Genomic DNA, 24516 nt, shown 5'->3' with positions numbered 1-24516 from the left:
CTTCGAAACTCAATCGGCCCAAGTTGGTAGGTGTGCAAGCGTCCGAACCGTCAGTAACACGATGTTCCTTGTTGGCTATCCTTCGTCGCTGCCGCTTTCCTTGCGCCATAGGTCGAGCATGAACACGATCACGTCTCAGCATCTTGACCTGGCCTGCGTCGTAACGACGCGAGTTGTCGGATTTTCTCCCGCTACGAACCTGACGTGCGGCAGCAGGCAAAGGGCCGGCATCGCCATTCGGCTCGTCAAGTCGACTTTCCGCCAGAGACTCAAATGCGTGGTGAGCGAGGTTCCATGTGGCATCTCGATAGCCTTTCCGGAGGCGACTGAGGCCGATATCATGGACGTTTGCGCCTTTGCCGAGCAGAGACTGCAGCGGCTCCAACAGGAACCGCTCACGACGAAAATGGTCGAGGAGATTCTATCCGTCACTCCGGCAGAGCTTCGTTGCTTGACCAAGCAGGGCAGGATTCCACCCGTGGGTCGCGCCTTTTTCAGCCAGGGCAGGAAGCAGGTTGGCGTGTTTGTGTATGCGCCGGAGGTGATCTGCAAACTCGCCAAACAGTCGGACCAGATTTCCGAATGGCGTCGTGCCGCTGGAACGGCGGCAATGCCCTCCCACAGAAAATCGTCGCTCGCGCGCCAATCGGCCGTTGACACTTTCGAGTAAATGTCACTAGATATAGAGGTCACGGTTCCACTATTTCGCAAGATTTGGTGGCTAAGAGGGAAGCCGGTGAACTGCGTTTCGACGCGGAATTCCGGCGCTGCCCCCGCAACTGTCAGCAGCGAGCTGCTTCCGAACATCGTCACTGAGGTCATTAAAGGCCTCGGGAAGGCGGGAAGCATGCGACGACCTGCGAGCCAGGAGACCTGCCGCGACGACCTGAACGTCCACGGGCGGGGTGTCCCGGCGGTCGCTTGCATGCACCGTCCGGCACATGTCTGCCGGCGTTTCTGCGGCGCCCTCCTTTGCCCCGTTCGATAGCAACATGCATCACGGGGACCTTTGATGTCTTTGAACCTCCACGACGCGGAAATCGCTTCCGCTCCCATCATCCAGCTGCGTCCGGAATCGCTCGCGGGCACGCCAAGCGAGCCCGCCATGCAGATCATCCGTCGCAACGGCAAGGTAACGCAATTCGATTCGGCCAAGATCGCGGTTGCGATGACGAAAGCGTTTCTCGCCGTGGAAGGCAACACAGCAGTCGCCTCGCGCCGCGTGCATGAGAGCGTCGAGCACTTGACCGCTGATGTCGTAGCTGCGCTGACGCGCCGAGCTGGGGAGGGGCGCACGTTTCACATCGAGGATGTGCAGGACCAGGTCGAACTCGCGCTGATGCGCCGCGAGAATCACAAGGTCGCGCGCGCCTACGTGCTCTACCGGGAAGAACGGGCCCGCAAGCGCGCCGAAGCCGAGGCTGCGGCTCCGAAGGCCATCTCAAGCCAGCCTTCGCTCCACATGCTCCGCGACGACGGCAGCAACGTGCCGGTCGATATGGCCCGCCTCACCGCTGTGATCGCGGAGGCCTGCAATGGATTAGACGCGACCGATCCTGCGGCTGTGCTCGTCGAGACCACACGCAATCTATATGACGGCATCAGCCGCAACGAGCTTGCGCTTGCGCCGATCATGGCGGCACGCTCCCTGGTGGAGCAAGAGCCCAACTACGCCTATGTCAGCGCGCGTCTGCTGCTGGACAAGCTGCGCGGTGAAGTTCTCACCTATGTGCATCGGCAGCCGACGGAAGCGAGCCAGGCCGACATGGGCAGTCGCTACGCAGACTACTTCCCGGTCTATATCAAGACCGGCATCGCCGCCGAGCTGCTCGATCCCGAGCTGACCCGGTTCGACCTCAACAGAATCTCAGCGGCCCTGAAGCCGGAGCGCGATCTGCAATTCCAGTTCCTGGGCCTGCAGACGCTTTACGACCGTTACCTTCTTCACGTCTCCGGCAACCGTATCGAGCTGCCGCAAGCGTTCTTCATGCGGGTAGCTATGGGGCTTGCGCTCCGCGAAATCGACCGCGAGACCAAGGCAATCGAGTTTTACGATCTCCTGTCATCTTTCGACTTCATGGCTTCGACGCCGACGCTGTTCAATTCAGGCACGCCGCGTCCGCAGCTTTCATCTTGCTTTCTGACAACGGTAACCGACGAGCTCGACGGCATCTTCAAGTCGATCAAGGACAACGCGCTGCTCGCAAAATATTCGGGGGGTCTTGGCAACGACTGGACCCCGGTGCGGGGCCTGGGCGCGCACATCAAGGGCACCAATGGCGAAAGCCAGGGCGTGGTGCCGTTCCTCAAGGTCGCCAACGATACGGCGATCGCAGTCAATCAGGGCGGCAAGCGCAAAGGCGCGGTCTGCGCCTATCTTGAGACATGGCACGTGGACATCGAGGAGTTCCTCGATCTGCGCAAGAACACAGGCGATGATCGCCGCCGCACCCACGATATGAATACCGCGAACTGGGTCCCGGACCTCTTTATGCAGCGGGTGGAGGCCGACGGCGAATGGACTCTGTTCTCTCCAGACGAGGCGCCCGACCTGCATGATCTGTACGGAGAAGCGTTCAAGACCATCTATGAAGAGTATGAGGCCAAGGCCAAGGCCGGCAAGATGCGGATCTTCAAGACCGTCCGCGCAACCGACCTTTGGCGGCGCATGCTGACGATGCTGTTCGAGACTGGTCATCCCTGGATCACCTTCAAGGATCCCTGCAACCTCCGCTCTCCGCAACGGCACGCCGGCGTGATCCACTCTTCAAATCTTTGTACCGAAATCACGCTCAACACCGCAGCGGATGAAGTTGCCGTTTGCAATCTCGGTTCGATCAATCTGCTTGCCCATGTGGGACGGGAGGGCATCGATCATGCCAAGCTGAAGCGGACGGTCGAGACGGCGATGCGGATGCTCGACAACGTGATCGACCTCAACTTCTACACCATCCCGGAGGCGCGCCGCTCCAACATGCGCCACCGACCGGTCGGTCTCGGCCTGATGGGCTTCCAGGAGGCATTGCATGTCCAGGGCATCGCGATCGCGTCGGAAGCGGCGGTCACCTTCGCCGACGTCAGCATGGAAGCCATCTCGTTCCATGCGATTGACGCTTCATCCGATCTTGCGATGGAGCGAGGCCCCTATGCCAGCTTCGAAGGCTCGCTATGGTCGAAAGGGATTCTGCCGATCGACTCCATCCAGCTCCTCGCTGAGGCCCGCGGCGGGCTCGATCTCGACCGCTCCTCCAGGCTTGACTGGCACGGCCTGCGCCAGAAGGTGGTCGCATGCGGCATGCGCAATTCGAACGTTATGGCGATCGCGCCGACGGCAACTATCTCCAATATCTGTGGCGTGTCGCAGTCGATCGAGCCGAGCTACCAGAACCTGTTCGTCAAATCGAACATGTCTGGCGACTTCACGGTCGTGAATGAATTCCTGGTCCGCGATCTCAAGGCTCGCGGGCTGTGGGACGAGGTCATGGTATCCGATCTCAAATATTTCGACGGCAGTCTCGACCGGATCGATCGGGTGCCCGACGATCTCAAGGCGCTCTATGCAACCGCTTTCGAGATTGACAGCGCCTGGTTGATCGAGGCGGCGGCCCGCCGGCAGAAATGGATCGACCAGTCGCAGTCGCTCAACCTCTACATCGCCAGTCCCTCGGGCAAGAAGCTCGACGCGCTCTACCGGCTGGCTTGGCGGCGCGGCCTCAAGACGACCTATTATTTGCGTTCGCGCAGCGCCACGCATGTCGAGAAATCGACGCTCAAGGGCACAGACGGCAAGCTCAACGCCGTGTCGGCAGCGGCGGTGGTTACCCATGCCCCGATCGACATCCCTTCCGCAACGGCTCCCGAGTTCGACGGCACCGAGGCATGCCGGATCGAGGATCCGGAATGCGAAGCCTGCCAGTAAGGAGGACGACATGCTCGATTGGTCTGATGCCGAAATGGCGGCCGCTTCGGTTGCCTCGGCACCCGCCCTTGTCACCGCGCCGCGTCCGGCAACCCGGCTCAAGCTAGAACCGGTTGACCCGACTGGGCTCGGCACCATCGACCGTACCGGCGGCCGGGTCTCGGTCGGCGAGAAGCGGATGATCAACTGCCGTGCCGACGTCAACCAGCTTCTGCCGCTCAAATACAAATGGGCCTGGGAGAAGTACCTCGCTGCCTGCAACAATCATTGGATGCCGACCGAGGTCTCGATGCAGGCCGACATCGCGCTGTGGAAGTCGCGCGACGGCCTCACGGAGGACGAGCGGCGCGCGATCAAGCGCAATCTCGGCTTCTTCGCCGCCTCGGAATCGCTCGTCGCCAACAACATCGTGCTGGCGATTTACCGGCGCCTCACAAACCCGGAGTGCCGGCAGTATCTGTTGCGTCAGGCTTTCGAGGAGGCCGTCCACACGCATACCTTCCAATACATCGTCGAAAGCCTTGGCCTTGATGAGGGCGAGCTGTTCAACATGTATCGTGAGGTGCCCTCAATCACCGACAAGGCGGCGTGGGCGCTCAGGCACACACAGCATTTGGACGATCCATCTTTCCAAACGGGGATGCGGGAAGGGGGACAGGCTTTCCTGCGAGATCTCGTCGCGTTCTACGTGGTCTTCGAGGGAATGTGGTTCTACACTGGATTCGCGCAGATCCTGTCGCTCGGCCGGCGCAACAAGATGGTCGGCATCGCCGAGCAATATCAATACATCCTGCGCGACGAGAGCATCCACCTGAACTTCGGCATCGACGTAATCAACCAGATCAAGATCGAGAATCCGCATTTTTGGACGCCAGCGTTCCAGGAGGAGGTTCGCGGCATGATCCGGGAAGCTGCCGAGCTCGAGACCGCCTACGGGCGCGACACCATGCCGCGCGGATTTCTCGGGCTCAACGCCGGTCTGTGCGAACAATACATGCACTTCATCGCCAATCGCCGCTGTGCGCAGATCGGATTGGCAGCCGTCTTCGCAGAAACGGAAAACCCCTTTCCCTGGATGTCCGAGGCGATGGACCTCAAAAAGGAGAAGAACTTCTTCGAGACGCGCGTCATCGAGTATCAAAATGGAGGCGCACTCGGCTGGGAATAGCGCTTCGCGGCAGGCTGCGCAGTCGTAGCGACGCTACTTCCTGGTAAACAGCCGCTTGAAGACATTGCAGCTTATAGCAAGTAGCTTCTCATCTTGAATAATCTTGATGAGCTTGCTGGAGGGCGCACTATGAACCCACGGTGGGCTTCGAGGGTTCGCCAGGTTCGAGTTGATGAGAAAATCGCGCAGGCGGACTTCCCGAGGTTTCATCGTCTGCCTCTAAAAGTCTGCGGCAAATCGTCATTGAAGCCAATTTAGCAAAAACGGACCGGACAGGTAGGTTCACGGACCGGAATCCCCACTACTCAACCGAGGTGCCGGACGATGCCGTGGGCAATCAGAAGTACCGTGCCGAGAGGGATCAGCACGCCAGCCAGCACCGCGACCAGCATGAGCACAAACCCCCGGTCCCGGCCGAAGGCTCGAACAACCGTCTCGGACTGAGATAGGATTCCACCGATGCCTACGGCGATCTTCGCCAGGGTCGGTTCATGCTTTTGCGTGGCTTTAGCCATGCCCATCTCCGAAGGTGAGCCTCTGGGATATCTCCCGGCTCGTACGGTAAGACCATTCCCCACGCGTCAACCGCTAACAACGCACCACGACTACCGCTGTGGGGTTTGCAGTTTGGAAAATCCTCTTTGACGCTTCATCCAACACGATTGGTTATTTCGTCCATCCGCAACGCACCAGACGCACGGGCCTCCGGAAAGCGTGTTTTTCCGGCACTTTTTCAATGGCTTACACACACACACACACACACAAAAGCAGCGAGCCTGGGGAAGCTATCGGAACCCCTGTCCAAAATTTGGAAAAGTCGTCCGAAATCACGGATTCGGCCGGTACGGGCCATCTCGCCAGGCATCGAGGCGCCAAACATCAGCAACCGCTGCGACTGCGTAAGGCCCGGCGCCATGACGCGAGGCATTCCTACCGCTTTTGCAGCTCCCTCATTGAAGAATCTGCTGATCAGCGCGGGAGAATACATCTATGTCTGGCCATTCGCCAAAGGCAAAGCCATGGGGCAATCAGTAGAGCCTCTATTTAAGAGCGTACCCGAAGCCGTCCAGAAAGATGACCGTCTGTATGAATATCTAGCCCTTGTTGATGCCATTCGGATTGGAAATCAAAGAGAAACCGGGCTGGCCGTTGAGCGCATTTCAGAAAGGCTTTTGAAAAATGACCAGCGTTAAGGGCCAATTGCTTGTTATGTTGGAAACCGTCGCCAAGGCGCTGGGCGACGACCTGCGGCAGCGGCTGGTCTTTGTTGGCGGATGAGCTAACGGCACCACTTACAACAAGCGCACTTCCTGCAGCTCCACAAAAGAGAAATCCGTCGTCCGTGAAGAACGCTGATTTCAGGCTGGATTGCTCGAAGGTCCTGGGCAGAGAGCGGCCAGGATTTGGTGCAGCAAAATCCAGAGCCAGCGGATGAGGCGGCGGAAGTTGTAGCCGACGGCGGCAAGGACGGCGTTATTGGCGTCGCCGCGCCGGAACCAGAGATAGTTGCGGCCCATGCGGTGCTCGGCCTTGAGATGGCCGATGACGGGCTCGACGGCGGACCTGCGGCGCAATTCGCGCTTGATCTTCGGCGTCACCCCTCGCTTCTGGCCGGAGAGGAAGACCCTGAACTTGTAATCGGGCGGCGCATTGTGGCCGCGATAGCCCTTGTCGGCGAGGATGCGCGCGATGGTGCTGCCGACGAGCGCCTCCATGTCCGGAATCACCGTTGCCAGCGTGTGGCCGTCATATGGATTGCCAGGCAGCGCCTTCACGTGGGTGACGAACTGGCCGCCCTTGCAGTGCTTGAGGGTGGTGGCAACGCTGACCTTGACGCCGAACTCGTAAGGCCGATGGGCTTTGCCTTTACCGATGCATTCGACTTCCGGCGCATGCAGGGAATAGACCTTCGGCCCGCGCTGATGCTGTTTCTGCTCGCGCACGCGGCGAGCCAGTAAGAGCAACCTGGCGAACGCCGCTTCGAGCCCGCCATTGCCCTCGATCTTGCGGCCGATGTCGCGGATGACGCGGCCGAGATAGGTGCGCAGCTTCCTAAGCATCCGGTTGGCACGGTTGAACTGCTTGGCGTGGGCATAGCGCTGATGCTGGATCAGGGCGAACTTGCCCACCCGCGCATAGGATTGGCGCAAACCAACCCCGGTGAGCTGCGCCAGCCGCACCAGCTTCTCGCGCGCCCGGTTCAAAAGTTTCGCATCGGTGGGGAACGTCACGTTCTTGGGCTGCACCGTGGTGTCGACGATCACCCGTGACAGCTCGGACGGCTTGATCGCCTTGGTCTTGGTGGCAACCGACAGGCTCTCCTGGATCAGCGCTTGCAGCCGCGTCTCGCCCATCCGGTTGCGCCAGCGCGTCAGCGACGAGCGATCGAACACCAGCCGATGCCGGAAGAACTCCTCGCCGCAGAAGAATTGGTAATAGGGATTCTCGACCCAGCGCTCGCACAGCACCTCGTCGGACAGGTCGTAGGTGTGCTTGAGGATCGCCAGCCCCGCCATCAATCGCGTCGGCAGTGGCGGGCGGCCCGGATCATCGGTGTAGACCGCCCCAAACTCCCGTTCCAGGAACCCCCAATCCACCGTGCGCCCCAGCGCCACCAGCGGATGCTTCAGGTCGATGATCTGATCGAGCCGGGAGCGGAATAGATCCTGCTCTCCCGTCTCCCGCCGTTCCGGTGGCCGCATCTGGTCCCCCGCCGAAGCATTCCAAGGCGAGTGAATCACAAATCAAATTTGCAAGGAATCCCCTTCCGCACACCAGATTCCCGGCAAACTCAACGGCCCCAGCGCGCCGTTTCCAGATTCCAAATCAACGACTTGGGAATTCTTCACGGGCGACAAATCCAGATCGCATATCACCTCACGAACACAGCGCGCGCCGTCCCTCAATAGGCACGACGTTGTTGCCGCCTCTCTCACGCCGTCTGTGGTGTGCATGATCCAGGCCAGCGGGTGGGATGCTGATTGGCTTCCACTTTGCGAGCTCTCGATGTCGTCTTCACGACAACATCGGTGCTGTTGAAGCAAGCCGCCTGTCTGATGTCGGACACGAAGCGCGTGTGGAGGTCGTCAATTGTGTCAGATTGAATAGATGGTGCGCCTTGCGAGCTGGATCGTCTGTTGCTCCGGTCTCTCGACAACGTGTCAATAAACTTCCCAAGGCTTGAAAGGTTCGTGGCGAAGAATATTTTCGATAGTCTCAAAGCGCGCAAAAATTGACGCGTTTTCTGTGTCGTGCATCTGACGATTTGGCCCGCATGCTTGAGGATGCGATGCCAAGCGCAAGAGCATACGCGTTCGCAACATCACAGAAGCTCCGGATCTCTCGTCACGAGGTGGACTGTGAAACGATCAACAGCATTCCGTTTACGAATAGGGCTAGGACTTGTCCGTCATTCCACGCGAATACGTGAAACTTGATGCCCTCCTTAATCTCGCTCGACACGAGAGTGCCAGCGCAGCCGAACATGAAAACAATGCCTGCGTAGCTTGAGCCCAACACGACATTTCCGAACTCCAAGTCAGTCACGTGACAATGGCCGGCTGGGAATGAGCGAGCGTTAACGGATCTGTACTCCGCCTCGAGATCATCAGGAGCAGGATTGATGACTGCTGCGCTCGGCGGAGCGCTGGCTTGCGCAGGTCTGGGGCCGTTCGGGCCCGGACGCACCAACAGCCAGGCCGAGACCGCGATCGCTATGATGCGCGGGATTACTCGCCAGTTGATGGCGTAGGCCGTCGCGGCCAATGCGCAAGAGACCTTCGTCGAATGTAAGAGGCCGGCAGGGTTGATGCCGAGCGGCCGGCAGAAGCGCCCGCCATTCATGCCACAGACCTTACGCGAGATCGAGCTCTTCATGGACATCAAGAACAATGGCTTCATCTCGTCTTGGTCTTGTTGGGAGGTAGCTCAAGGCTGTGACTTGATACTGCAGTCGACGGACATTCGGTTTCAAATTGTCGCCTTACCGGGCGCAGAACGGACGGGCGGACTCGATGCCGTTCAGAGCGACGCCGAATCCGCCCCTACATCACCGAGGGGGGAGTAGTGATGCTGCCGAGAATAGAGCAAGTCGCGTGCCGGACTGAAAGAGACCGCTTCTGTAGGTGCGTCTAACTGTGTCTGCCTGAAAGGCTTGAACCGCACGTTGCGTCAAGTTGTAGGATTGTCTCAGACCTCGGCGCCGCGCGCCGCTCACGAGATCAGCTCCTTGGCAGCCTGGGTGTCAACTACGATGTGGTTTTTCCTTTTTCTCTCGCTGCTTTTCTTCGTTTTCGGGGTGGTCTTCGCCGTGAGTGCATGGGTCTCCAACCGGCAGCGTGAGCATGATGGGCTTTACGCTCGCGCCGTCCGAACACCCAAGCGGCGCGCGTTCTGACACCGTCATCGCGAGTGCACCTTGCTTCATTCATGCTGCTGTTGCTGTGTATCGGGCAGCCCAACTTTTAGACGGGTTATTGCTGACGCCCTTTTCCTTTGCGGCGTGACATGACCAGGCGTCGGCGCGGTTGCGAACAAAATGTTCGCCTCTCGCGCGAAAAATCTCGCTGCCCAATTCCCCTCGCGAGCGTGAGATGAAGCGGAACTTCCACATCGTCACCAACCTGTCGCCTGCTCGAATCTGCATGCGACCTTCGGTCACTCTCCGATCCCGGCCCGTTCACGCGAGCGACACCTGCGCCCGGTTGGCTTTTGTCGCGGATACAACAACGATTCTTGCTGCAAGGACTTCTATTGTGGCCCTCGGCGAGCACGCTCTTGCGCAGCGCTTTTGAGTTTTCTTCAGTCGCGCGATTTGAAGGCGGCAATCTCACGAATTTTGAAGGTCGCAAGCCCACACTGCCGGACTCTCCTGCGCACTTTCGGTCGGGATGCCGATGCTTGATTCACACTAGATCTTCGCGCTCATCACGCCAGTTTTTCAGTAGCAACTGAGGCGTAATCCTTCGCGGTGCTCGCCTCTTGAACCGTACCCAAGGTCAAGTTGTACACTACCAAAATTGGGAGGCGTCGAGCCTCAATGACGCCCGAGGATTGTGAATGCCTGCAATGGAAAACATTCGCTTGGCCCCAGTGGCAGACGCTCGATCCTTCGTCAGCTGCGGCAGCGGACATGTGTGTGCCTGCTCAATAACGATACGGCTCACGTTTCACCGGAAGAGACCAGTCCCGCTCGAATGCCGCGCTCGAACATCGCGTCGCTCGATCACGACAGTGCCCCAGATCTGCGCCGATCCTCTCGTGGCAAGGGTCGATGAGACCGTTCAGCCGACAGAGGTCTGCGCTGGAGTTGAACAAAATGCCGGTTGGATGTTCTCGCTTGATCTGCGGAGAGTGCACATCGATCGAACCTCCCGGTTGGCGCACCAGGGCCGAAAGTCATTCGCCAAATAGACCAAAGTGATCCCCACTGATCGGACCATCACTATGCTCAGAACTCATGCTCTTGGATGGAGAGGCCACATGTCGGACGCAAGGATGCTAAGCGTGCTTTCGTCGCTTTCCCATGTGGCAAGACAGTTGGATGTTCCGCATTCCTGCCGACCGTCGGCGAATGGAAATTGTGTCAAACTCGATATGAACGAGAATCCATTCCCTTTACCTGCGATCGTGAAGGAAAGGGCGATGGCGGCCCTTGAGCGGCACCATCTATATCCGGAGAACGACAACATCACCCTGAGAGAAGCAGCTGCCTGTGCATACGGCTTCTCTCCCGATCAGGTGATTGCCGGCAATGGCTCGTCGGAACTTCTGGGGCTCATCTATAAGGCCTTTCTTGCTCCAGGCGACACAGTCGCGATGTTGTCGCCCGGCTTCTCGTTCAACCGCAAGCTGGCGATGTTGCAGGATGCGCATTTTCTGGAAATTGGTTGGATTGAAAACAATTCGTTGCCGATCAACCGGCTGCTTTGTGGCCGCGCGGGAATTGCCAAGTTCATCGTGCTAGCCAATCCGAATAACCCGACTGGGACATTCGTTCCGATCGCGGATATCGAAAGACTCGTCGCGCAATCGGACCGACTGATTGTACTTGATGAAGCCTATGTCGATTTTGCGCCTGATAGTGGGCTGCGTCTTGTCAATCGCTATCCGAATCTTCTGTTGCTGCGGACGTTCTCGAAAAGTTATGGCGTCGCGGGCGTTCGCGTCGGTTTCGGCTTCGGTCACCCCGAGCTCGTTGGCAGGCTTCGCGCCATGCAGTCGCTCTTCAGCATGAACGTAATCAGTCAGGCGGTTGGCTTGAGTATTCTTGCTCATCGCGATGCGTATGCTGAGAACCATCGGCATATTGTGCGCGAGAGAGAGCGAGTTGCACGCGCGCTGTCGGCGCATCGATTTGCGGTCCTGCCGTCCGAAGCGAATTTCGTGTTGGCCCGTGTGCCCCCGGGGCACGACGGCGCATGGTGGCAAACCGCTTTGCAGGAGCGAAATGTTCTCGTGGCCTTTTTCCCCGAGGAGGGTCTTGAGAACTGCATACGCATTTCGATCGGCACAAAGGCGCAGATGGAGGCGTTCTTGTCCGCCGTCAGCGACGTCTCAATATCCCAAACATGAGACCAAGCCCAAGGCTATCCAGCATCAATATCGAAGGGAGGTAACTGAGTGAAAAGCAGCTCTTATGCAAGGCCGGTAGTCGGCATATTCGATCACCTGGACGAGAACGGTTCCGATGTCGCTCAGCAATACGAGGATCGGCTTCGGTTAGCCGAGGCGTGCGATAGGCTTGGCTTTTACGCTTATCATTTGGCAGAGCATCACTGTACCCCGCATGGTAGGAGTCCTTCTCCAAATCTGTTCTTGTCCAGCGTCGCGCAGCGGACCACCAATCTGCGTGTGGGCCCGCTCGTAACGCTCCTTAGTCTTCATCATCCGCTTCGGGCCTTTGAAGATGCCTGCATGCTCGATCATTTGAGCGGCGGGCGCCTGGAGCTCGGTATTGGACGCGGGGCTCTCCCAATTGAACTGGGCTATTTCGGAGTGAGCGCCGATATGGTGCCGAGCCGGTACGCGGAAGCCAGCGAAATCCTGGTCGAAGCGATGCGAGGCGGAACGCTCTCCTACCAGGGCCAGCACTACCAGTTGAACGACGTTCCCTTGACGCTGGGACCCCGTCAGCGCCCGCATCCGCCGACATGGATCGCCACGAATCAACCCGAGGGGGCGGCATGGGCCGCTAAGGCCGGCGCAAACATCGCCAGCCTCGGGCCTTCCTCCGCTGTCCGAAAAGTAACTGACGCTTACCGTGCGCATCGAGCGAACGGCCGGGCGGATGATCAGGCACCATTTCTTGGTTTGCTCCGCATGGTCGTTGCAGCGCAGTCTGACGCCGATGCTTATTCACTTGGGGCGCGTGCGTACGAAAAGTGGCTCAAGAGCTTTAAGTTTCTTTACGATCGCAACGCCATCTCCACTCCGCCAAACCTTCCGCTGACCTTTGATGCAGCACTCGAAAGTGAACTGTGCGTCGCAGGCACGGCTTCTTCGGTGCGGCAGACGCTTCTCAACCAGCTGGATGTGGCCGGTGCAAACTACCTGCTTTGTCAAATCGCATTTGGAGATCTGCCCCTGGATGCATCATTGAACACAGCAACTCTCCTTCAATCCGAACTCGCGGCTGAATGTCGTCATGCATGAGGCTCGTCGGCCCCCATGTGGTGGGCTTGGCTTTACGGCCTCAGTTGACACTTCGTGACGCTGAACAGGGGAACGTTCATTGTGCAGCGTCGCTTTCGTTCGCCGAGATGCGTTGCCAGGGCCGAGACGAGCTGTCTGCGGCTCTTCTTTTTCGTGGCTCTAGGACCATGAACCGAGCGGCGTTAGCTTGAACCGATGAAAAAGGTGATAGGGTTAGGGAGCCAAGGTGATCCTTCGGGACGATCCCCGCGCGTGCGGGGGAGCTTGCCATTGAGTTGTCCGTTCGCATATGCACCGGGACCATCCCCACCCGTGCGGGGGAAACCTCTAGGCGTTGGAGATTTGAAATTGCTCACGATGTTAAACAACGGGATGAATCGAACCGTTCCGGTTCACTAGTTCATGGGATTGCGGGCCGACCGGGCAGCATCAGTGAGATCGTTTGACTGGGGATGTGTTCTTGCGCAGGGCAATGTCAACGCGCCCTCCTCAACCGAAAGGAGTCGACGGTCCACATAGACCGCCACGTCGATCGGCGTCCAGCAGTCTTGCTCCTTCAAGATCCTGACGGCTATGCAACATAGCGTCATCGCGGCAGCGGTTTCAAGAGGAGCATGCCGAAGCCGAAGGCACGGTGCCGCCCCACGCCCCTAGCGAGTAGCGCATTGAACGCGATCGGATCGGTCACCGTCAACGCGCCTCCAAAGCAGGCATCGGGGCCTCCGCCTTTTTCACCGTGAACCCTGAGTTCGCGCTCGCGGTCGCGGCGCGTGATGGCCGAGCGGCGGAGCCAAATGATGCGCATCGTGTCGAGGGCTGCGCCGCCCTTTGCTAAATGAGCGGCCAACCAATCGGCGTAAACGGCCACACGCGAGGGCTTGTCGGCATCCGGACGTGCACGCGTCTGGTGCAGAAACACGTCGATTTCGCGCTTTCGATTTCTGTCGCCGTCTTTCGTCTGACGAACCACGGGACGAACGCGCAGTTCGAACCCGAGCCGCCGCCCGGCGACGAAGGAGTCAGGCATGACCTTTACAGCGAGCGAAGACACTCCGAGCGCGGAAGCGATGGCAGGGTCACAAAATGCGGCCACATGTCGATGCAATCCTTCTTCTGTCGCATGCGCATAGCCCAATAGATGTGGAGGGCGCCGGCCGTTCGGTTCAATTAAGCGGAACGGCTTCGGTGCGAGACGGCCGAAGGCAGCCACGAGCAGCGCGTGCCACAGGTAACCATCATCGCCGCCAGGTTTCAGGAGCTTTTCGCGCGCTCCCCACTCCATTGCGCGCCCAATATCAGGATCAAGCCGAACCATAGAAAAGGCTCTCATCTGTCAGCTCCATCTGTCGCTTGGGTCGGGAGCGTCAATATCGCCACGGTTTCCTCTCCAGCGTGGATACCGGCGATCCAATCTCTGCGGCCTGTAAGATGCATAATGCTGCTTGCGCTTAGTGCATCGGCCTCACGCCGCGGGATCATGAAACGGCATCGGTCTAAGGCACCGTCGGCTGGGTGCATTGCCTGGAGTGCTGCCACACAAGTGTTCCCTTCGCGAATTCCTATAAGCAACGGAGCAGATGGTAGGCAGGGCTTCCTGCCGATGAATAGTGAGCGTGCGGGATGGTCCAGCGCGATCGCGAGATCATCGAGCGTGGGCGGCTCGTCAGGGGGGACAAGGCGCGCCGCCAGTGTCAACGCCGCATCGGCGCGATAATGCCGAAGGCGGATGTGGGGGCTATCGTACGTTCTCTCGCCACCAGTGCGTCCCTCCGGTTTGCCTCGAGTTGTCCAGCTCTGATCTGTTCTCGAGAGCTGGGCGGTCTGAAAATCACGCAAGTCGCGACCGAGCCGATCGATACGCACACCAAAGACGAGCCGGTCCTGCAGCCGCTGATGCTTCGCTGTTTCATAGCGAGAATAGCCCAGCGCGTTGGCGAGAAGGCCAGTGAGCAAAGAGGCATCTGGAAAATCCCGTGTTGGACCGTTCGCGTCAATCGCCTCGCAGCCGAACGACATCAAGGGCGCCTCGAGCCGCAGCATAAGAAATGCCAGCATAAGACTCATGCTTTCACTGGCGTAGCTGCGACTATCTCGCCAGCGAACGCGGCAAGATCGTTCAGCGGCACGAGGGTTGACCCCGACAAATGGGCCTCGTCAATCGAGAGATGCCGCCGGGTCTCGTGTAATCCGTATGTCTGGTCGACGTTTTTGATGTGATCTGAAAGCGCAGCAATCGCCGTCCTCGATTGTGCCGTCACAGGCTTGCGAAAAGCATTTGCCAGTGTGCGCGGTTGTCGATGGCCAGCCTCAACCAGCATCATCTCAGCGTAACTATATGGTGCTGTAGAGCCCTTTTTGGCGCCGGGCGTAACCTTGGCAATAAGGTGAATTAGATGTTCGACCACTTTGCCGCCAAGTACAGCTTCATCTCGGAGATTCGAGACAAGTAGAGGGATATCGACAACGACGTAGCCGTAGAACAGCCCCGCCGTCAGCTCTGTATCAAATAGGCCGGCTGTCCCGGCGTCCCCGGCTTCATGCGTCAGATTGTCGACCACCGTGAAATAATCACTCTCGGATGCTTCACTGTGGACGGTAAAAGCGTGGGCAACGTGAATCGCCGCATCAGTGTTAGCTTCGGGGTCGGATGTGACCATGCGGCCGAAGAGGGCCGCCTCAAGCCCTGCTTCAAGAACACTGCGCTCGCGAAGCGCAGCGAGATTGCCCTTTTGTGTTTTGAATAGTTTCTTTACAGCCTCTTCGGCCGCTTTCGATTCGTGAGCAGCTTTGCCAATCTCAATTGCTTTGGCGCAAAGGTATCTAATCTCGGGCTCACCGAGGAGTAGGGCTTGGCGTTTGGACCGCTCACCGGCCTTACTGCCATACAGCTGTTCGGCCATTGCAGAAATTGTTGCGGCGATCACGTCCGCCGTCCCGGCATGAAGAATACGTCGCTCCGGCGTTTCCCTTGAACGAACGGCCATATCAGGTCCGATGCGCCGCAACGCCCATTCATCGTCTACCGTCCTCCAATGCCGCTTCAGACACTGCGACGACACGCGTGTGCGCATCGCATCGCCGAAGGGCAGCCGTTTGGCCAAGCCGTTATCGTCCCGGTTGAGCAGTGTTGCCGGGTAAGATGTGAGCCAGTGAACTTGCAGGAACCGGGCCTCGAGCATGATAAAGCTTCTCCTATCGTCTTCGGAAGTGCCTATTCGCCGGCGTGGCTGCTCAGCTCGTTTGTTGCCTCTCCCTCATTTCTGCGCGGAACTCTTCGAGCGGAGCGCCAAAACTCGCGAGCGATGGCGATCCGCACCGAGTCGGTCTCGTTGACATATTCAGGAAGGCTCTCCATTAGAAGCAGTCGCCCGAGATCGAGATAAGGAAGCGCCTCGGCATCACGAGCGAGGCGGCGAGCGAGACGCCGAGCAAGATCCCTGAATGAAGCCCCCCGCGCGGCGAGAAACATTGACAGGCGCAAATCGCTCACGCTCGTATCGGCCATAGCTCTTCCGAGGCCCCAAGGCCTCAGGCCATCCGGCCGTAGTGCCATGATGGCGGCGACTGCCGCGAAGCGACGAACCATATCCACTTCCGATCCCGGAGCGCTGATCTGCACGCAGCCGCGACCGAGAAATTGATGTGGGACACAGCTCGTCAATAGCCGGAAAAAGGCCGAGTTTTCGAGGCGGTCAGGATCAACCCGCTTGAGCGCCGCAAGCTCACCGCGGGCCTCTCGCTTCACGAGCACGTTAAACTCTTTTCTCAGGGCATGGAGTGGCCCGTCCACCTGATAAAAACGGTCCTCGAATCGAGAACGGCTCGGCGGATCGACATTGTTGCGAGCAGCTTCTGTCGGCCCGAGCGCATCAATCATGCGTCATCTCCATGGAAAAGTGTTTGCGAAAACCGAACTCGATGGCATCCTCGGCAGCGCCTTCGGCCTGGTAGCGGCGGATGCCCGAGCGCGGCGTTGCACCTTTTGCTGCTTCCAACTGTAGAACGGCAAGCTCCTTGAGCGTGTAAATCCATTGGCGGCGCGCTGTTCGCTTCGCTGGGCCATCAGGCGCGGCGAGCTCATCGAATAGGGCGTCGAAGAAGTTGCGGTCCACGCCGCCATCAAAAGCAGCAAGAAAAGGCGCCGCCTTGGTTTCGCATGCCGCGTGCGGGAACTTCAGTTCGTCGGGAGCGCGCTGGAACAAAACATAGAGTGCAGTCAGCAACACTCTTGCCCGGATCGTTGCGGCATCCTGGATGCGTTCCTTGACCAAGCTGGCAAGCGCATGCGCGCGCGTCCCGAGAAATGGCAGAGCAGACGTCGGCACAACAATGCGACGTTCGTGAAATCCGTCCGTACCGCCTTGTCCACGGACAGTTGCCGCGAGAACGAGGCTGTGGTCCAGCGTGCCGTCTGCCTGCCGCCATCGCTGGAGGAGGGCAGCTTTGTACTGCTGAGGGTCAAGCAGATCGGCGACGCGCTTGTAGTGGAATCCGCCGCCATCAACCGTGAGCACCTTCGCGATGGTTTCCCGCTGGTCGACTGGCGTCCACGGGTCGCCCGTTACGCCATTCGTGTTCTTAGGAAAGGCAATCCGCGCCGCTCGGCTGCGCCCGCGAAGTGCAACAATGCGGGCGTTCTCCCGGATCAGCCTCACTCGCCGGCACACTTCGACATAGAACGGATCTAACTGCTTCGGGGCAATCGCCGAGACGCCATCCCACGGTTCTAGCCACACGAGACCGATTCCGTTTACCGCCGCGAACCCCGAATTCTCGTCGAGAACCTCACGACGCGCCTGTAGGAGGCGATTGATGTCGCGTCGCACCCGCGCGCCCAAGCGGTTACTCGGCGCAAGACCTACAAACGGTCGCGAGGCGTAGCCGCCATTCATGCGGCTGATGCCATAGTTTCCAGCGCCAAGGTATCCTTGCGTAGTCTGCAACGTCAGCAATGCGTAAAACCAATGTTCGGGCGTGGCGATCGCCATGCGCTGTGCTTTAACGTCGTGATTTTTTGAAGTGACGAGTATGTCGAGCGAATCGGGCGTTTGTTCGCGCTCTCTTAGGGGCGCGACCGTTCCTTCTGGAATTGGCGGTTGAAGGAACCCAGGCTTGGAGAGATCCTCGACAATGAGGCTCCAAGGCTCATCGTGGGTGAACTTGTAAGTGAGGGCGCGCAACAAATGCGTCCAAACCGAGGCGTCGAGAGAGGGATCAGTAGTCGTCCCTTTCAGGAGCGCGAGTGCACCGACCTGCACGAGGAACGCATGTAACGCCTGCCGCTGATGGGGTCGAACAGCGGGCATGTCCTCGACATCGTCCCTCATTAACGCGGAGTAGAGCGCCGGGAGCGAGAGAGTCGCTTGCCCCGTGCAGATTGTCGTCGTGAAAACCGGTTCTTCGATGCAGTTCAGGGACATGAAGCGAAAGATCAATAGCACTGCGGGGAGTGGCACGACGTTGCTGCACCACTGACATGCCCCATTATCTTGCTGATCGTGTCCAGTCCGCCTCGGTGCATTTTAGAATCTGACATTACGTACGTTTCAATCCCTTGGACGGCCCGCATATGAAGAATGCCGGCTTATCGAGGAGCACTCAGCCATAGACGGTAATCGATCTTGCCCAGAAACACCTTTTCAGATGTGCGCCGAGCACCAACCGAAGTGCAAGGTCATTGCGACCACGTTCTTCGGCGGTCCACGCAAGTCACTTTGCGCTAGCCGGACGGGAGGCTCGACGAAGCCCTGCCGCTCTCGCCGGAGATCGCCGTAAGCTAGCGCCAATCTTCGGCATCAACGCGCTGGTTCGGGACAGAGCTGATCGAGCGCTGTGTCGCGCTCTCGAAAGCGCGAAAGTCTGCAGAAACGCGTACCCGACTTCATCCAAAGTGCAGATATCTACCATAACAACAATCGATTTTACCTCTCTCGAGGGACGAGGCATAGCAAGACGCCGGCTTGAAGAAACATGGCCAACTCAGGAGGGTGGTCGATCGGTGTCCTGAGTATCTTGTGGCCATGTTCTTCGGCGGTCTGCAAGTACGTCGCGGTGGCTCGAGGCGAGGAGCTTCGCGGCGTACTTTAGTTGGCCGCCAGCGACAAAGTTTCCGTGGGTCGAGCTTTCGGTCGAATTGCCCCGATCCATTGTTCAGCACCATTTCGTTCGGAATAGGTGTCGGCCCGCACGGCCTCAAGTTAACGGCGAATGCCCTCGCCGTAGTCTGATCGTCGGCAGTCCTCCCTCAGCCGACGAAAGCCGGTGCGACGTGTAGCAGCGTCGCTCCTCCCTAGACTGACTTCTGCCCGGCCGCCGCAAGGAGGCCGGGCTTTTTTTATGTGGAGCACGAGCCATAGCTTGAAAGCCATCCCGCGTGATGAGGAAAGATGAGCAGCGCATGCATCAGGGCTGTCAAAACGGACAAGCGCGACACGCACTACACCTCGGCAACATAGCGAGCGCGGCATCACTGCCAAATGTAGGATTTACGACCGTTGTCGGATCCGCGACACGCTCGCTTTGGTAAAGCGCGTTAGAAATCAAGCTCACCTAGTTTGGCACGAGTTTTGAAAAAAACAAAAAACGGAGTCCTCGTCTGTACAGATCCTAAAGGTAGCCCCGGGTGGCCGCTCACCACATTGTCGCAGTTCAGTTCACCGCAAGGCGCGGTGTGCCTCTCGTATCGTTGGCGGCATGCCGCTCAGTTCCTGGTCGCGCACGATCTTGCGAGCCTGATCGGTCCCTCGGCGATCGGCCCGCGCCAGAACCGTTGCGCGATGCTGGCGATCGAACATTCCCGGCATCCCGGCCGCATGCCGTTGCCCCCCTGTGCGCTCGAGGATTTCGCGAGACTGAAGGCCGCGCGGGCAGCGACAGCCCGGATGCACTGATCAAGCGACCAATTGCCTTCATCGGTGGACCATCGATCGTAGATACACGCTCAATTCCGGATATAGGCCGCAGACCCGAGGTCGCTCGCCGAGCGCAATCGCGCGAGGCCGCGCGCGAGGCTCGACAAAACAGGCGTCGCTGGTCCGCCGATGCAACCCGGGAAGCATTATTGCCATGCACGAGATAGTCCACAAAAAGCCGCTATCGGCTTCCCAGCCTCGCCATGGCCTCGCTGTCGAGCTCGGTCAAACCGCGAAGCTCGCCTGGCCGATGGCGCTGACCCAGCTTGCACAGGTCGCGATGATGGCGACCGATCTTGCCTTTATCGGGCGCATCGGGCCCGAGGCACTCGCCGCGGCCGCGCTGGGTGTCACGCTCTACATCATCAGTTGCACCTTCGGCGCGGGCTTGCTGGCGCCCATCGGGCCCTTGACCGCACAGGCGATTGGCGCGGCCAACCTCGCTGTCGTACCGCGCGCGCTGCGCATGGGCCTGTGGCTGGCATTGTTTCTATCGGTCCCGATCATCGCGATTGCCGTGCGTGGAGAGCAAATTCTGCTCGCTCTTGGTCAGGGGCCAGACGCGGCGCGGCTCGCCCAACAGTACCTGCTCGGACTTGCCTGGGGCGTGGTGCCGGCGCTCTGGCTTCACGCCATCCGCAACTTCATGGCCGCGGCGGGCAGACCGGAACCGATCTTGTGGATCACGCTTGCAGCTATCCCGGTCAACGCCGTGCTCGTGTATCTCTTGGTCTTCGGCAAATTCGGCTTGCCGCGGCTGGAGCTGTTTGGGGTCGGGCTTGGGAGCACGGTCGTGAATTGTGGAACCTTCCTTGCCGCTTTGTGGATCGCGACAGTGCGCCGTCCTTTCCGGGAGTATCAGGTTTTCGCGCATGTTTGGCGCTTCGACCGGCTGTTCATGCGGCAGATGATCGTGATCGGCACCCCGATCTCGATCGCTCTCGTCATGCAATATGGCGTGTTCGCGGCCGCCGCACTTCTGGCGGGCCGGATCGGGACCAGCGCGCTTGCTGCTCATCAAATCGCGATGCAGGTCGCAACGACCCTGTACACGGTGCCGCTCGGCATCAGCATGGCGGCCGCCGTGCGAGTTGGCCATGCAGTCGGTCGCAAAGACGGTCCCAGCATCAAACGCGCAGGACTGGCCGCGATCCTGCTTGGCATGTTGATCGCTGCACTGCTGACCATCGGGGTCGTCGCTGCGCGCTTTCAGATCGCAGAGCTGTTTCTGGACAAATCGGCCGGAGACGCCGACGCGACGATCGGACTGGCTGCGACGCTTCTTCTGGTGACCGCCGGCTTTTTTGCGGGTGACGCGACGCAGATCATTGCGGCGGGTGGACTGCGCGGATTGAAAGATACGCGCGTGCCCCTTCTGTTCGCAGTCCTCGCTTACTGGCTGATCGGCTTCTCGTTCAGCTATGCATTTGGGTTGATGATGGGCCTTGGTGCGATCGGCATCTGGATCGGCTTATCGGTTGGCTCAGCCACCTACGCGGGGCTACTTGTCATACGTTTTCAGCTGTTGGCGACAAGGTTTGCCGTTCTTGCGCCGCCTCCGGATCGAGTGAATCACCGCTATTCGACAGGCACCAATTCCCAAACGCGAGCGACCTGAATGTTTAGCCTCCATTTGTATTGGAGCGCGCCGTCTTTTCGCTAGAGAGAGCTGCGGTCAGGTGGTCTTGTGCCGTAACTGAGCCTCATCGCCACACGCCCAGATACAGGCCGCGGCTAGGATTTACGAGCGTGAGAGACATCTCGTGGTTTCGCATGGCGCCCCATGCGCGCTGCTTCCTGTAACATGACCTTCCGCATCCAGATGCTTGCCGGATCGTTGTTATGCAAGGCAGGCCATTGAACCGCCTCGGTAAAGGCCGGCAACGGCAGCGGAAGATCGACGATCCGCAGCCGCATCGTGGTCGCGAAGTGCCTTGCCAGCCGTGATTGCATTGTCGCGATGCGCTCGGTGCCGAGTAACAGCGGCGGGATCAAGCTGAAGCTCGGCACGGTCACCTCGATCTGCCTTTTGTGACCGTGCTCAAGCAGGAGCCATTCCTCGATCGAAGGCTTGTGTGTGCGCCCGAACTTGGCCGCAACGTGTCCCATCGACATGTATCGCTCGAAGGTAAGCTTCCGCGACAGCTGCTTGTTCGTATGACAGCCCACGCACACCAGCGTCTCCTCGAAGAGCTTCGCTCTAGGGTGGTCGTTTGACATATATATTTCCGGAAAGATCAGGAAATCGACCTCGCCGCGCCGAAGCGGCTCGTCCGGCTGGTCGTCAAACTGAATGAGCTCGAACGAGATGCCGGGTGCCTCGCGCGCGACACGCGCGAGGACCGGTCTGATGAATAGCATGACCATGAAATCCGACAGGACGATCCGAAAGCGGCGGTCCGATTTGGCCGGGTCGAACGTGTCACGTGAGGCAATTGAGAGGTGGATGTGCAGCAATGCTTCGCGGGTGGGGACGGCCAGCGCTTCGGCCAGCGGGGTCGGAATGAGCTCGCGCCCCCTCATCGTGAACAGATCGTCGCGGAAATAGGCACGCAATCTGGCGACGGCCGCGCTCATGGCGGGCTGGCTCAGATGGATGCCGCGTGCCGCCGCAGTAAGGCTGCGCTCGGTCATCAGCGCATCGAGCGCGACGAGGAGGTTCAGATCGAGACCTTTGAAGCGCATGCCGTATCCACACCATGAATATTATCGAGAAAATCAAATCCGTTTTACCAATATTCACGGATGCCACAAGCTCCGGAAACTTCGGGTGAGCCTCGCCCATTTGCAGCGAGTTGAACGTGCTCCCGCAGTGGACGGCACAATCGCATTGCGCTTCATCTCCTGTCGATCTGGTCGAGCAGCTTCCAAGAGTGGAGCCTGCTGCAACTGGCAGGCGGCGGGCGATTGGCCGTGGCACTGGTTCAATGGGCGTCTCAAAGCGGGCCATCGCACATCAAGGCCTCAACTCGCGCCGTCGATCAGTCTAGCGATCTGGTGGTTTCGCTGCCGAAAAGCGCCGGTAAGACATGCATTGCCAAGCTATGCTTCTGCGCTTGCCGCCGACGGCAAGAGGGTGTTTTCGTCACTCCGCATGCTGGAAACGCCTATTCGGAAATTGCGAAACGTCGACTCAGACGCGGGGGAAGGGGCGATCAGGTTCCTTGACGCGTGGAGCCCGTCATGACTTCTCCGGGAGGCGCCTAGGGGAGGCAAAATCTCGAACGCTAAGCTATTGATAAGATTTGTTATTGCTGTTGCCCGGCGCCGGTTTTCCTGATCGACACAACGGTATGGCAAATTCACTTACAAGTACGTCCTGTGCTCGTTGTGGTAGTGTCAACCACCCGATGTACATTATTGGGCTGTTTCCTCAACGCGGCTCCTTACCCAGAATTTCGATGGTGGGGAACATTGACAAATACAAGGAATTCCTTATATGCTTGTTTCGTTCGAGGATCCACAATTGGGAGATGTGGCTGATGAATTGGAACAGCTTGGGCATAATTTCGCCTGCGAGGTCCTGCTCTACCTGCAGAAGGTCCACTGCGGATCGGTGGATAGCAGGGATCTCTCGCCCTTTTATACGTACAGGGGTGTTGAGATGTTCCAGGCTTTGTCGGCGAACAAGTTTGTCATTTTCGCTGTTGAATTCGACGAGATGGGGGACGTCACGGTAACGCTGATGCTCGCGGCCGAGCATGGTGTGCGCATGTCTGCCGGCGGGTCGTCCTGGAACGGCAACGACTATAGTGTCTTGAAAACCGGAATTTTGAATGCACGAGCTTCAGTCTGGTTTGTATGAAGAGCGGAGGTTGCAATGGTCAAACTCAAAGTCGAAAAAAGTCAGGAGCGTAGACCGCGCGCCGTCGCTGAGGTTAGCAGCAAGAGAGGGGGGCGTTCGCTTGCCGATCTTGTCGAAAGGATTGAACGGGCTGACGCAAACCTTGCAGCCGAAAAGAAGCTGTCGAGTGCGGCGATGCGTGCCGGCGAATTCGTTCGCGCGATGCGTAAGGATGCTGGACTTTCACAATCCCAATTGGCGGACAAGTTGGGCGTAAGCCAGGCTCGAATTAGTGAGATTGAATCGGGAGTTGGAATCCAAGGACCCACTTGGGATTTGATGGAGCGAATTTCAGTCGCATGCGGGAAAACGCTCGGTGTTGCAGCGTCGAGTGACGATCTGGAACTCGCGGCGCACATGCCTATGGCTGTGTAGGCCTGATTCGCAGGTGAGGCCTAAAACAGATGGCGTACTCCTGGTGGGACGCACTCAAGGACGTTCTGGGCGCCGCGAGTCCAATACTCATTGCCGTGCCGTGGCTGAGGGATTTCTGGCTGCGTCGTCGGAGATTGAAGGTCGAGCAAGTCGAGGCAACTGGGCGCTTGAGCCAATTGAAAGTGTCTATCGAAGGAGCAATTAAGGAGAAAATCGACTCGCCAAAGGCGGCCGATTTTGTGTGGACTATTCTTGGCCTCGTGCTCATCTTCATAAGCTTCTTAATTGCCTTTATTCGAGGTCTTGCTGATCTTTTTGAAGCATCAACCTGAGTCCCGTGTATCAGGTGTCGAGGCCCGCGTTCGACGTCGAACAAAATAAGCCGTCATTAAGAGTCCGGCCCAGAATGAGACGAAGGCCACCGTCGGATCGAGGCGTCGGTGGGGTCGCCGTCAAGGTGCCGCCATTGAGCGCAGCCGCCTGCGTCGGGCACGGGGACGATGCCATGGCCGACCGGTGGGAGTTCGCGTCGATGTCCAGCCAAGCCGACCACCCGCGCTGTAGCAACGTTGTGAGGGACACCTACCATCATGATGTCGCCCAGCCGATCACATTAACGGTTTGGGACCCCATATTACTTCAGAAG

At 58.8% G+C, this 24516-nt stretch carries 19 protein-coding genes, 1 pseudogene and 1 riboswitch; of the genes and pseudogenes, 11 read left to right on the top strand and 9 right to left on the bottom strand.

Annotation, left to right across the window (positions count from 1 at the left end):
• Positions 1-118 precede the first annotated feature (118 nt).
• The 3 genes from K289_RS0132470 to K289_RS45930 all read left to right on the top strand — a co-directional run bounded on the left by K289_RS0132470 (position 119) and on the right by K289_RS45930 (position 5087).
• Positions 119-670, top strand: a complete 552-nt coding sequence (locus tag K289_RS0132470; RefSeq protein ID WP_027555273.1) for a hypothetical protein — start codon at positions 119-121, stop codon at positions 668-670.
• A gap of 5 nt (positions 671-675) precedes the next feature.
• Positions 676-896: riboswitch (cobalamin riboswitch) on the top strand.
• A gap of 116 nt (positions 897-1012) precedes the next feature.
• A complete protein-coding gene (locus K289_RS0132465) occupies positions 1013-3919 on the top strand; it encodes a ribonucleoside-diphosphate reductase subunit alpha (protein ID WP_027555272.1) in 2907 nt (968 codons plus the stop codon).
• 10 nt (positions 3920-3929) lie between these two features.
• Positions 3930-5087 (top strand): ribonucleotide-diphosphate reductase subunit beta, encoded by a 1158-nt coding sequence (locus K289_RS45930; protein WP_084788809.1) that lies wholly within the window; start codon positions 3930-3932, stop codon positions 5085-5087.
• Positions 5088-5392: 305 nt separating this feature from the next.
• On the opposite strand, the gene K289_RS0132455 is transcribed toward K289_RS45930, so the two are convergent.
• Complete coding sequence (locus K289_RS0132455; RefSeq protein WP_156918311.1) at positions 5393-5602, bottom strand: hypothetical protein; 210 nt, start codon at positions 5600-5602, stop codon at positions 5393-5395.
• A gap of 390 nt (positions 5603-5992) precedes the next feature.
• Between K289_RS0132455 and K289_RS49265 the strand changes: the two are divergent.
• Positions 5993-6280 (top strand): annotated as a pseudogene (locus tag K289_RS49265) (hypothetical protein); the annotation flags it as partial.
• A 165-nt stretch (positions 6281-6445) separates the two neighbouring features.
• On the opposite strand, the gene K289_RS0132445 reads toward K289_RS49265, so the two are convergent.
• Positions 6446-7789 (bottom strand): IS5 family transposase, encoded by a 1344-nt coding sequence (locus K289_RS0132445; RefSeq protein WP_027555270.1) that lies wholly within the window; start codon positions 7787-7789, stop codon positions 6446-6448.
• 920 nt (positions 7790-8709) lie between these two features.
• Here K289_RS0132445 and K289_RS52900 point away from each other — a divergent pair.
• The 3 genes from K289_RS52900 (at position 8710) to K289_RS49260 (ending at position 12740) form a co-directional block, all read left to right on the top strand.
• On the top strand, positions 8710-8838 hold the full coding sequence (locus tag K289_RS52900) for a hypothetical protein (protein ID WP_256380030.1): 129 nt from the start codon (positions 8710-8712) through the stop codon (positions 8836-8838).
• Positions 8839-10568: 1730 nt separating this feature from the next.
• Positions 10569-11660, top strand: a complete 1092-nt coding sequence (gene hisC / locus K289_RS0132425; protein WP_027555266.1) for a histidinol-phosphate transaminase — start codon at positions 10569-10571, stop codon at positions 11658-11660.
• Positions 11661-11708: 48 nt separating this feature from the next.
• Entirely contained in the window at positions 11709-12740 is a 1032-nt protein-coding gene (locus K289_RS49260; protein WP_084788808.1) for an LLM class flavin-dependent oxidoreductase, read from the top strand.
• A 586-nt stretch (positions 12741-13326) separates the two neighbouring features.
• Here K289_RS49260 and cas6e read toward each other — a convergent pair.
• The 6 genes from cas6e to K289_RS50890 all read right to left on the bottom strand — a co-directional run bounded on the left by cas6e (position 13327) and on the right by K289_RS50890 (position 19534).
• Positions 13327-14070, bottom strand: a complete 744-nt coding sequence (gene cas6e, locus K289_RS48295) for a type I-E CRISPR-associated protein Cas6/Cse3/CasE (protein WP_027555264.1) — start codon at positions 14068-14070, stop codon at positions 13327-13329.
• The gene (gene cas5e, locus K289_RS45915; protein ID WP_198024815.1) at positions 14067-14804 is read right to left on the bottom strand and encodes a type I-E CRISPR-associated protein Cas5/CasD; all 738 of its coding nucleotides are present in this window, start codon (positions 14802-14804) and stop codon (positions 14067-14069) included. Before cas5e ends, cas6e begins: the two co-directional genes overlap by 4 nt.
• A complete protein-coding gene (cas7e, locus tag K289_RS0132400; RefSeq protein ID WP_027555263.1) occupies positions 14801-15919 on the bottom strand; it encodes a type I-E CRISPR-associated protein Cas7/Cse4/CasC in 1119 nt (372 codons plus the stop codon). Before cas7e ends, cas5e begins: the two co-directional genes overlap by 4 nt.
• 32 nt (positions 15920-15951) lie before the next feature.
• Positions 15952-16617, bottom strand: a complete 666-nt coding sequence (locus K289_RS0132395; RefSeq protein WP_027555262.1) for a type I-E CRISPR-associated protein Cse2/CasB — start codon at positions 16615-16617, stop codon at positions 15952-15954.
• A complete protein-coding gene (gene casA / locus K289_RS45910) occupies positions 16610-18175 on the bottom strand; it encodes a type I-E CRISPR-associated protein Cse1/CasA (protein ID WP_156918310.1) in 1566 nt (521 codons plus the stop codon). Before casA ends, K289_RS0132395 begins: the two co-directional genes overlap by 8 nt.
• 1218 nt (positions 18176-19393) lie before the next feature.
• Entirely contained in the window at positions 19394-19534 is a 141-nt protein-coding gene (locus K289_RS50890) for a hypothetical protein (RefSeq protein WP_156918309.1), read from the bottom strand.
• Positions 19535-19805: 271 nt separating this feature from the next.
• On the opposite strand from K289_RS50890, the gene K289_RS45905 reads away from it, so the two are divergent.
• A complete protein-coding gene (locus tag K289_RS45905) occupies positions 19806-21269 on the top strand; it encodes an MATE family efflux transporter (RefSeq protein WP_063614231.1) in 1464 nt (487 codons plus the stop codon).
• A gap of 116 nt (positions 21270-21385) precedes the next feature.
• Here the strand turns inward: K289_RS45905 and K289_RS0132375 are convergent, their stop codons facing one another.
• Complete coding sequence (locus K289_RS0132375) at positions 21386-22336, bottom strand: LysR family transcriptional regulator (protein WP_027555260.1); 951 nt, start codon at positions 22334-22336, stop codon at positions 21386-21388.
• Between the two features lie 754 nt (positions 22337-23090).
• On the opposite strand from K289_RS0132375, the gene K289_RS0132370 reads away from it, so the two are divergent.
• The 3 genes from K289_RS0132370 to K289_RS0132360 are packed head-to-tail and all read left to right on the top strand — an operon-like array spanning position 23091 to position 24202.
• Positions 23091-23456 carry a hypothetical protein gene (locus tag K289_RS0132370; protein ID WP_027555259.1) on the top strand — a complete coding sequence of 122 codons (366 nt, stop codon included), beginning with the start codon at positions 23091-23093 and terminating at the stop codon, positions 23454-23456.
• A 15-nt stretch (positions 23457-23471) separates the two neighbouring features.
• Positions 23472-23870, top strand: coding sequence for a helix-turn-helix transcriptional regulator (locus K289_RS45900; protein ID WP_035686569.1), 399 nt, complete (start codon positions 23472-23474; stop codon positions 23868-23870).
• Positions 23871-23899: 29 nt separating this feature from the next.
• Positions 23900-24202, top strand: a complete 303-nt coding sequence (locus K289_RS0132360; protein WP_027555258.1) for a hypothetical protein — start codon at positions 23900-23902, stop codon at positions 24200-24202.
• The last annotated feature ends 314 nt before the right edge of the window (positions 24203-24516 follow it).

The sequence above is a fragment of the Bradyrhizobium sp. Cp5.3 genome, from assembly GCF_000426265.1.
Classification (GTDB): Bacteria; Pseudomonadota; Alphaproteobacteria; order Rhizobiales; family Xanthobacteraceae; genus Bradyrhizobium; species Bradyrhizobium neotropicale.
This window is presented reverse-complemented; position numbering and strand designations above follow the sequence as displayed.